We start from the raw sequence: 8,623 nt of genomic DNA on the forward strand, positions 1-8,623 counted from the left end.
TAAGTGAGGTATATAAAAAGTTTATATTTGAACCGGTAGGACTAAAGAACACCTATCTCCCTGAAAGTGAAAATAACTTTGTGCCAAAAATATATTATAAGGACAAAGCTATTCACCGTCCAAAATTTGTCATGAGCAGCCGGGCAAGCAGCGGTTGCGTGACTACTGCTCGTGAGTTGATGATATTTATTAAAGCTTTCTTTGGTGGTGAACTGTTTGATAAATTAATTTTCGACCGGCTGTCATCATACAACAAGTTGCAAGCTTCAATGTGGCCGATTTGCTATGGTGGCGGGTATATGCGGATTCCTTTAAATGGAGTAGCCACATTCTTCAGGGGGAAAGGCGAGATAAAAGGCCATTCCGGTTCGACAGGGTCGTTTGCTTTTTATTATCCCGTTAAGGATTTATTTTTTGTAGGAGATCTAAACCAAATGGCCAACGCCGCTCTTCCTATTAAGTTGTCCATGCGTATTGCTATGACAACAATATGAGCTACCTTTAGGTACTGCCTATGCAATTTGGACAGGAATTGGTACTATTGGTACTGTGATTTCAGGAATAGTATTATTTAAAGAGCCTGTTTATATAATCAGGCTAGTTTGCATTGGGTTTATAATAATAGGAATTGTAGGATTGAAACTTGTTACTTCGCATTAATTAATTCCAAATGAACGCGTGGCGTTGGATTCCCAAATGAGCTAAAAAATAAGTACCGAACAACGATATGCAAAAGGATGGGAGGAAAAATAAATGGCCAAACCAACTTTTGATGAGTTCGCTGCCATGCTTGATCAAGCAGTGGACAGTATTCCGCCACATTTCCTTCGAGACTTGACCGGTGGTTTTAACTTGCAGCAAAACAAAAAGTGTGAAGACGATTACTATATATTGGGTGAGTATATTGAGGATAGTATGCTGGGCTGCTTTATCGTGTTTTATTATGGTTCATTTGTGGCATTGCTAGAAGACGAGTCTGTTGACTGCTGGAAAGCGGAGATTATAGATACGGTGCTACATGAAATACAACACCACCTGGAGTCGCTGGCCGGCCAAGAAGATTTGGCGAAAAGGGAAATAGAGGAATTAGCCAAAGCCCTTAAAAGCTAAACGAAGGGGTGAAGACAACCCTAAGGTTTTGGGGGGGTACTGTTGTTATGAGGATCTAATATACAATTTACTTATACCTACCTAATTTTCTGCTAATCTTATTTTGGTAGGAGATCATAGCGTTGCTTGAGCCGGCTTTCCTTTTTTCCATCATCATGTCGTAGCGTAGCATTTTTTCTGTTAGCTTTTTCCTTAGTGAGATGATTTCACCATCATCGGCGTTGTCATCATAGCAGCGGTTAATCAACGTCTGCAGATTGACAATTTCTTTGTGTAATTCCATTTCCTCCGGCAGCACGCCGGCGTTTTTTAACAAAATATAGCTGGCTCTAAGGTCATCAGGAACATTGGAGAGATCATCAATTTTTAAAGGCTTGCCCTGGCCCGGTAGGTCATCAAATTCTCCCTTCAGCATAGCCTCACGAATTTTATTTTCAGCTATAATGGCGAACATGTCCATTAATCCTCACCCTAACGCTAAAGATCTAAAATAATGCAAGCAAATATAACAAATGCTAGATAGCAGTGCCTTTATATTTATATTCGACCGGTTCTAAGAAATTCCTTGTACACTTTCTATTATATTCTTCATATAGTGAGACACAATATAGCAGAATTGAGTTATACTGGAAGCATGGAAATGAGAAATCATTAGGAGTAATGATGCATTTGAAGAACGTGAGACTTCAAGTGCCATACTGTGGAGACATAACTCCGCCTTTGCCGAATTTAGAGAAAAAAAGATTGCCTGGTAGTTGCCTTTGCCTCCGATGTGCTGCATGATGAATGGGCACCGACGAAAACATTACAGACCTCTAAAAACCGTGTGGTTCATTATTTTGAGGTGAAGGACAGCGCTTTATTTCAGGCGTTTATTGAGCGTATTGCCCGGGCGTATATCCTGACGCAGTCAAATAGCGCACATAAGGAACCTGCTGTAAAACCGGAATATAACACTATTGACGAATACATAGCACTATTTCCCGATGATGTGCGGGAGATACTCGCGCAAGTCAGGCAAACAATTCGCCAGGCAGCACCGGACGTATAGAAAAGATAAGCTGGCAGATGCCGACGTTCTGGCAAAATGAAAATCTCATCCATTTCGCGGCGGCGAATAATCACCTCGGGATTTATCCCGGCGGTTTTCTGAATCGATACCGTATGAATTGATTGCAGAAATTACCCGGTTTAGGGTGCAAGATAACGCAGAAAAGACCAAAGGCGGTAGCAGTAAGAAGGTATACACCTTTGAAGCTGCAATCCAAAAAGTTCCTGATATTGATGGTGCATATGTGGAAATTCCTTTTGACGTAAGGAAGGAATTTGGCAAGGGTCACGTCCCTTTCCACGCCACCTTTGACGGGCAGCCATACGACGGTAGTGTAGTAACCTTTAGCTCGTTGTGTAACAACCACTTTCTAGTTTAACCAGCAGACTTTATTTTCATCTACAACTTACGGAAAATCTGTTCAATATAATACTTGCTCGGTCACACCAGACACCCATCATAGCGGGGTTCGTCAACATGCTACAGACCAGGTTTCAGAAACAGGAGCAATAAAAAATACATCATATCGACAAAATGTCAGATTAAACCTGTCCTAATAAATAAAAAAACCTTATAATAAAGATAGAAAAGGTAGTCCTTGCCCAAATATCTAGTGTAAGTGAAGATTTAAAATGAGGACAAGGATACAACAAAATACATTTTTTTAGCTACTTAAACCAGTTTGTTAATAAAATGAAGGTCGATAAGTACATTAATAATTTAAGCACCAACAACTCCTAGTCTTATTGAAGTTGTTTAAGGCACTTAAGGTAAGCCTGTCGTATTGCTTGTTAATGTTTATGATAACGGGGTATACGGGGTCACTTTTATGCCACTAACGATAAAATGTAAAACATACTAAGAAGGAGGTGCAAAGCCTGTTTTTTTATATAAAAGTAAATATTTTATATAATTTTAGCAAATTTTAAACTTGAAAGTTGAGTTGCCTAAAAAACATAGGAGGTTTGTTTAAGTGAAAAAAATATTTATACTGTTGTTGCTTATAGCTTTTACCGGAACATTAATGTTGACAGGTTGTGCAAATGAAAATGAATCTGAAAATAAGGATAAGGTTATTAAGCTAGGTAATGCGCCTTACGATTATGAAGTTCCTGTATTAGAAGTTGCCAAACAAATTGCTGAAGAAAAGGGATACAAGGTTGAAGTTGTTGAAGGCGACGTTGGTTTTATGTTTATGTCATTGGCACAAGGTGATATAGATGCATGGCCCGGAATTTGGCTGCCATCCATTCACAAATCCTACCAGGAAAAATACAGTGATAAATATGAACTTGCAAGCGCAATATTTGAAAATGCTCCTTTAGGATGGATAGTTCCAAAATATTTTGATGTTGATTCTATAGCTGACCTTAAAGGTAATGAAGATATAGTAAAGGGTAAACTTGTTGGTTTTGAACCTGGTTCAGGTATGATGTTAGTTTCCAAAGATATAATTGAAGGTTATGACTTGGATATAGAACTTATAGCAGGTACTTTACCTTCAATGATGGCAGAAGTGGATTATGCAATAAAACACAATGAACCTATACTATTCTTAGGTTGGCGCCCTCATACAATGTTTAGAGATTATGATATTAAAGTATTGGATGATCCTAAAGGTTTTTGGGAGTATGACAACTTTTATTGGGGCTTAAGAAAGGATTTTAAGGACAAATCTCCCGAAATGTATAATTTTTTCAAGAACTTTAAAATGAGCATTGAAGATAATGAAGATTTCCTATACGGATACCAAAATGAAGATAAGGATGTTAAGGTATTGGCAAAGAACTGGATAGACAATAATCGTTCATTAATCGATATTTGGTTTGAACAATAAGGATGATTAAAGATGGCTATTATTAAGGTTAAAAATTTATATAAGATTTATGGTAAGCATCCTGATATGGCATTAAAAATGTTGGAAGAAGGTCATTCCAAAGAGAAAATACTTTCCGATATTGGACAAACTGTAGGTTTAAACAATATATCTTTTGAAGTTGAACCTGGAGAAGCTTTTGTAGTAATGGGGCTTTCAGGCAGTGGCAAGTCTACCTTGATCCGCTGCCTGAACCGCTTAATCGATTCAACTTCAGGATCGATAATTATTAACGGCAAAGATATTACTAAAATGAATAAAAAGGAACTTAATGAGCTGCGCCGTGAAAAAATAAGTATGGTTTTTCAAAGCTTTGCAGTTTTTCCTCATAAAACAGTGCTGGAGAATGCGGCATATGGACTAAAAATAATGGGTATTTCTCAAGTGGAAAGAGAAAAAAAGGCTTATGAAGCTTTAGAAATGGTTGGGTTAAAAGGTTGGGAAGATTTTTTACCTTCAAATTTAAGTGGGGGTATGCAGCAGCGTGTGGGTTTAGCTCGCGCCCTGGCTACAGAACCCGATATTCTTTTAATGGATGAAGCTTTTAGTGCACTTGACCCGCTTATAAGAAAAGAAATGCAAACAGAATTACTCGAATTACAAGAAAGAATGAAAAAAACTATTGTTTTTATTACACATGACCTTGACGAGGCATTAAGAATAGGCGACCGTATTGCACTTATGAAGGAAGGGGAAATAGTTCAGGTTGGTACACCCGAAGAGATAATGATGTCTCCTGCTACAGATTATGTGGAAAAATTTGTGGAAGATGTCGACAGATCACGAGTTTTAACTGCCGAAATGATAATGAAAAAACCTTCAACAGTAGTAATTCATCCTAAAGACGGTCCGCGCATAGCTTTGCATAGAATGGAAGAAAGTAATATTTCCAGTATTTTTGTTTTAGATAAACAGAACTGTTTATTGGGACTGGTAATGGCGGAAGATGCATTACAAGCTATAGAAAAAAATGAAAAAAGTCTTGAAAACATAATACGCAAAGATATTCCAACAGTTTTTCCGGAAACCCTTTTAAAGGATATGTTTTCATTATTAACCGGTAAAAGTTTGCCTCTTGCAGTTGTGGATGACAATCATAAATTTAAAGGTATTGTTTTGCGTGGAACTGTAATGGCAAAGTTGGCGGGGGGGATTCCGAGTGATTGATTTTGTAATACCTCTGGCTGATTGGATTAATGCAATTTTTGAGGTAGTTAGCTTTTACCTTAGCCCGGTATTGCGGTCTTCAAGCGTATTGATGGAGTCTATAATTAAACAATTTGAGAATATTTTAATTTGGCCACCGGAAGTTGTAGTTATGATCATCGTAGGGGCGATAGTCTGGAAATTAACCAATTACCGCCTGGCAATTTTTGCTGTATTTGGGTTTTTAATATCATATGGTATAGGTGTTTGGGAAGAAACAATGGCAACTATAGCTTTGGCGCTTTCGGGAACTGCAGTTTCATTATTGCTTGGAATACCTTTAGGTATTATAGCATCTCAAAGTAATTTTGCAGAGCGAATTATTAGACCGGTACTTGATTTTATGCAAACTTTACCAAGCTTTGTTTATCTGATACCGGCAGTCATGTTCTTTGGTATGGGGAAAGTTGCGGCTCTGGTTGCAACAATGATATTTGCAATGCCTCCTGCCGTACGACTTACAAATTTGGGAATCCGTGAAGTATCCAAAGAAATGGTAGAAGCAGCACAAGCTTTTGGATCAAGTAGGTGGCAGACTTTAGTAGACATTCAGCTTCCCTTGGCTCTGCCAACAATCATGGCCGGAGTAAATCAATGTATTATGATGGCGCTGGCTATGACTGTTATTGCTTCAATGATTGGGGCAGGTGGTCTTGGTATGGTAGTTCTACGCTCCATGCAGACTCTTGATATCGGAATGGGTGCTGTTGGAGGATTAAGTATAGTTATTTTAGCCATACTTCTTGATCGCATAACAGAAAACATAACTAAAAAACAAAAAGAGCAAAAAAATACACGTTAATATGAAAATACTCCTATCAGGTTTGATAGACAGCAAGTTTACCAGGGGAAGAGCAATCAACACCCATAGACCATACCATGCCCTTCCTAGATTAAACCGTTGATCCCAAAGACCTGGCGGCAGGCTCAGGAAGTTTCCGGGCACTGTTGGCCTGATAAGGAAAAGAACAGTCTTAGCTGCTCTTTTCCTTACCAGGCAAAGGTTTGGGTGCTCATAAATATTTTACCCCTGTCCAAATCAGCACGGTGGCGAAGATAATGCGTAAAGCCCCTTCAGGCATGAAATGAGCAAGGGAGCCACCCAGGTACGTTCCCAGCAGAATACCAGGGATTAATCCCGGCAATATGCCGGTGTTGACGTTCTCCAGGCGCCAGTGAGTGTAAGCCCCGACTATTCCCACCGGGACCATGGCCAGGAGGGAGCTGCCCTGGGCGGCGTATTGGGTGAAGCCGGTGAGCAGCACCATTGAAGGTACCATGATCGTACCCCCACCGACCCCCATCATACCGGAGAGGAAGCCGGTTAAGACCCCTGTTAATAAAAGAAATGCTACTTTTAGCCACCCTGTGGTGGGCTCATCAACATGGTACAGGTAAGGTTTCAGAAGCAAGAGCAGGGAGGGTCAGGATTATGAACCCGCCGAGGCATTAGCGTAGCGTGCGCCCGCCCTTGCGGTAAATATGGTGCTAGAGGCTAAAAGCAATGAGGCAAGTAAATTAAAATCAAAATTTATATTTCACTTGATCGATAACATTTTATGAGAAATTGTTATTATTTAATCATGTCTTCAAGATCTATTTTGTTCAAACTGTACGCTTTTAAAAGCCACCCTCTTTTTCATGGGTGGCTTACATTTGGAAGTCCTGTAATAACTTTATTCATTTTGAGGTTAGTTTTTATTAGATTGTGCAGTAAAACTAAATGGTTGCGTATAAGTAATACCATTATTATTTATTAATTCAGCCCGTACAAACTTGCCACTGAAACTATTATAATTAAAGGTGTGCCCTGTCCAGATTTTTCTTGCCTCTGCAACCCAGTCAATCCGGGATATATTAGCACCTTGAATTGTAATTGTATTAGTATCTACATTTATTCTTGTTATAGTCGGTACATTAACAGTTCCAGTGCCGCCAGGTTCATAACAAAAGTAAAATGCCCCTTCCTGCATTGCTATTTTAAGTGCTGTTTCGGTTAATTCAGTCATTAATATAAATTGATAGTTCTTACCGGCATAAAATCCATTGTGGTCGTCGGTATTACTATAACCCCAGAGCATTCTATCGCCAATACAATTGATTTTATCCCATAATTCTCTACCGTCTGGATATCTGTCCCCTTTATTGTATACTTCCACGCCTACAACACAGTCATATTTCAATAAATCAATATACCAATCAACGTCATAAGAATATCTTGTTGGATGATGTATAATACTTAAGCATGTTTAATACTGCCGGGTCTTTCCCATAAGTAGTCCAAGGGTAGGTTGTTCCTGTAGTTAAGTGGTTATGCTCGGTTATAGCTAAAATATCATACCCGGCATTATGATAAATATCTATCATTTCCTTCGGGGTGCGGCTGCCATCACTTAAATCTGTGTGAGTGTGAAAATTAGCCTTGTATTGATTAACTGTTTCCCAATTTACGTTTTGATAAGGGTTTAACGCTAAATTAGCCATTTACACACCCCAATCATGGGATAGTTTAGTATAAATTCGGCCTTTTTTATTTTATACATATTTATTATTTTCAGTAATTTCTACCGCCCACATATTATATTTGGGATGTTTTATCAACGGCTTTGGGTTGTCTTCATGCGCTTGAACATCTAAAGCCTCATTTTTGTTGTTTGTAATATAAAAAATCGTAAAAGCCTCCCTTCGAAAATTTCATCAGAGGGAATATTTGACATTGTACTGCCATTTCAAAAATAAAATGTACCGGTTGCTGACGGTTCCACGCACAGTGAAACTAAGGAAAAATATATTGTCTATCAGGCGCTGTATGACGATTTTAGGGTATATATTCGTCCCTACGATATGTTTTTAAGTGAAGTGGATCATGTGAAATACCCGAATGTTACGCAAAAATATCGTTTTGAGCTGGTGCAGGAGCCGGAGCGCTGATGATGGAATTCGCACTGGGCGATAATTGTTGCTGGGCCTGGCTTGTGTCATTGCCAACAAACACCTAAAAGTGTTCAGCCCTTTACCAGTGGTAATAGTTCCCTGAATTCAGGGGTGTTGGCCTGTTTTAATAAATCGAAAAACACTGTCTCGGTATTGGTGACGACGGACCCCATCTGCATCATCTGGGATAAACCGTTTTTGTAATTCTCTTTGGTGCGGGAACATACCGCGTCGCCCACCACAAATACCTGGTACCCGTGTTCAAGGAGACTCCTTACTGTCTGCAATACGCAGACATGGGTTTCCATCCCGACGACAATGATTTTTTTTCCGGCTAGTCGGTTTAATGTTGATAGCACTTCCGTTGTACAGCCGCAAAAAGTAATTTTTTCAAATACCATGTCTGAACCGGTATTTAATTCGGGGACTGTCTTTCCGAGGCCTTT

10 protein-coding genes and 5 pseudogenes are annotated in these 8,623 nt (G+C 39.2%); 10 read left to right on the plus strand and 5 right to left on the minus strand.

Annotation, left to right across the window (positions count from 1 at the left end):
- From SPSYN_RS10790 to SPSYN_RS10800, 3 genes and pseudogenes are all read left to right on the plus strand, one after another.
- The coding region (locus tag SPSYN_RS10790; RefSeq protein WP_161822501.1) for a serine hydrolase family protein at window positions 1-494 on the plus strand (494 nt) is incomplete at its 5' end.
- 1 nt (window position 495) lies between these two features.
- Window positions 496-660: pseudogene (locus SPSYN_RS10795) on the plus strand (DMT family transporter); the annotation flags it as partial.
- A gap of 93 nt (window positions 661-753) precedes the next feature.
- Window positions 754-1,110, plus strand: coding sequence for a metallopeptidase family protein (locus tag SPSYN_RS10800; RefSeq protein WP_161822502.1), 357 nt, complete (start codon window positions 754-756; stop codon window positions 1,108-1,110).
- Window positions 1,111-1,177: 67 nt separating this feature from the next.
- On the opposite strand, the gene SPSYN_RS10805 is transcribed toward SPSYN_RS10800, so the two are convergent.
- Entirely contained in the window at window positions 1,178-1,570 is a 393-nt protein-coding gene (locus SPSYN_RS10805; RefSeq protein WP_161822503.1) for a DnaJ family domain-containing protein, read from the minus strand.
- 312 nt (window positions 1,571-1,882) lie between these two features.
- On the opposite strand from SPSYN_RS10805, the pseudogene SPSYN_RS16340 reads away from it, so the two are divergent.
- From SPSYN_RS16340 to SPSYN_RS10825, 6 genes and pseudogenes are all read left to right on the plus strand, one after another.
- A pseudogene (locus SPSYN_RS16340) lies at window positions 1,883-1,954 on the plus strand (hypothetical protein); the annotation flags it as partial.
- Window positions 1,955-2,161 carry a hypothetical protein gene (locus SPSYN_RS16345; protein ID WP_341478882.1) on the plus strand — a complete coding sequence of 69 codons (207 nt, stop codon included), beginning with the start codon at window positions 1,955-1,957 and terminating at the stop codon, window positions 2,159-2,161. It begins immediately after the preceding pseudogene.
- 145 nt (window positions 2,162-2,306) lie between these two features.
- Window positions 2,307-2,522, plus strand: a pseudogene (locus tag SPSYN_RS15770) (DUF1905 domain-containing protein); the annotation flags it as partial.
- Between the two features lie 612 nt (window positions 2,523-3,134).
- On the plus strand, window positions 3,135-3,998 hold the full coding sequence (locus tag SPSYN_RS10815; protein ID WP_161822504.1) for a glycine betaine ABC transporter substrate-binding protein: 864 nt from the start codon (window positions 3,135-3,137) through the stop codon (window positions 3,996-3,998).
- A 12-nt stretch (window positions 3,999-4,010) separates the two neighbouring features.
- Window positions 4,011-5,204, plus strand: coding sequence for a quaternary amine ABC transporter ATP-binding protein (locus tag SPSYN_RS10820; protein ID WP_161822505.1), 1,194 nt, complete (start codon window positions 4,011-4,013; stop codon window positions 5,202-5,204).
- Entirely contained in the window at window positions 5,197-6,045 is an 849-nt protein-coding gene (locus SPSYN_RS10825; protein ID WP_243153022.1) for an ABC transporter permease, read from the plus strand. The genes SPSYN_RS10820 and SPSYN_RS10825 overlap by 8 nt, the downstream gene beginning before the upstream one ends.
- A 211-nt stretch (window positions 6,046-6,256) precedes the next feature.
- On the opposite strand, the pseudogene SPSYN_RS10830 reads toward SPSYN_RS10825, so the two are convergent.
- From SPSYN_RS10830 to SPSYN_RS10840, 3 genes and pseudogenes are all read right to left on the minus strand, one after another.
- Window positions 6,257-6,754, minus strand: a pseudogene (locus tag SPSYN_RS10830) (sulfite exporter TauE/SafE family protein); the annotation flags it as partial.
- A gap of 180 nt (window positions 6,755-6,934) precedes the next feature.
- The gene (locus SPSYN_RS10835; RefSeq protein WP_161822506.1) at window positions 6,935-7,402 is read right to left on the minus strand and encodes a hypothetical protein; all 468 of its coding nucleotides are present in this window, start codon (window positions 7,400-7,402) and stop codon (window positions 6,935-6,937) included.
- A 46-nt stretch (window positions 7,403-7,448) separates the two neighbouring features.
- Window positions 7,449-7,727 (minus strand): PHP domain-containing protein, encoded by a 279-nt coding sequence (locus SPSYN_RS10840; protein ID WP_161822507.1) that lies wholly within the window; start codon window positions 7,725-7,727, stop codon window positions 7,449-7,451.
- Between the two features lie 256 nt (window positions 7,728-7,983).
- On the opposite strand from SPSYN_RS10840, the pseudogene SPSYN_RS10845 reads away from it, so the two are divergent.
- Window positions 7,984-8,174 (plus strand): annotated as a pseudogene (locus SPSYN_RS10845) (DUF1653 domain-containing protein).
- Between the two features lie 74 nt (window positions 8,175-8,248).
- On the opposite strand, the gene SPSYN_RS10850 reads toward SPSYN_RS10845, so the two are convergent.
- Window positions 8,249-8,623, minus strand: a 375-nt coding sequence (locus tag SPSYN_RS10850) for an isochorismatase family protein (protein WP_161822508.1), incomplete at its 5' end; no start/stop codon positions are given.

Origin of the sequence: Sporotomaculum syntrophicum, assembly GCF_009932395.1 — a bacterium.
GTDB lineage: Bacteria > Bacillota > Desulfotomaculia > Desulfotomaculales > Desulfallaceae > Sporotomaculum > Sporotomaculum syntrophicum.